The organism is Citrobacter sp. VF227 (assembly GCF_052950715.1).
This window is the reverse complement of record NZ_JBRFVF010000185.1, coordinates 1-577: the sequence shown is the minus strand read 5'-3', so window position 1 is coordinate 577 and position 577 is coordinate 1. Positions and strand designations below refer to the sequence as shown.

The following is a 577-nucleotide window of genomic DNA, read 5'->3' as shown; positions in this document are numbered from 1 at the left end:
GAGTACATGCAGCTGGGCCAGCTCGCCGAGCTGTTTCCCAACGTTCCGCGGATCGCCCTGACCGCCACGGCGGACAAGCGCACCCGCGAGGAAATCGTTCAGCGCCTGCATCTGGAAAATGCCGAGCGGTTCCTCTCCAGCTTCGACCGGCCGAACATCTTCTATCGCATCGTGCCCAAGGAACAGCCACGCAAGCAGCTGCTGGGCTTTCTCGCCGAGCGCCGCGGCGACGCTGGCATCGTCTACTGCATGTCGCGCAAAAAAGTCGATGATCTGGCCGCCTTCCTCACCGAACAGGGCTTTCCGGCGCTGCCTTATCACGCGGGCTTGCCCAATGAGCTGCGCGCCTATCACCAGAAGCGCTTTCTCAACGAGGAAGGGCTGATCATGGTGGCGACCATTGCCTTCGGCATGGGCATCGACAAGCCGGACGTGCGCTTCGTCGCACACCTGGATCTGCCGAAGAGCGTCGAAGGCTATTACCAGGAGACCGGACGCGCGGGGCGCGACGGCCTGCCGGCGAACGCGTGGATGGCGTACGGGCTCGGCGACGTCGTTCAGCAGCGCAAGATGATCG

General features: G+C 63.6%; 1 protein-coding gene. It reads left to right on the top strand.

What is annotated here, in order from left to right; all coding sequences use genetic code 11:
- Positions 1 to 577: RecQ family ATP-dependent DNA helicase (locus ACU8YC_RS25805; protein WP_446896080.1), on the top strand; the 577-nt coding region annotated here is incomplete at both ends.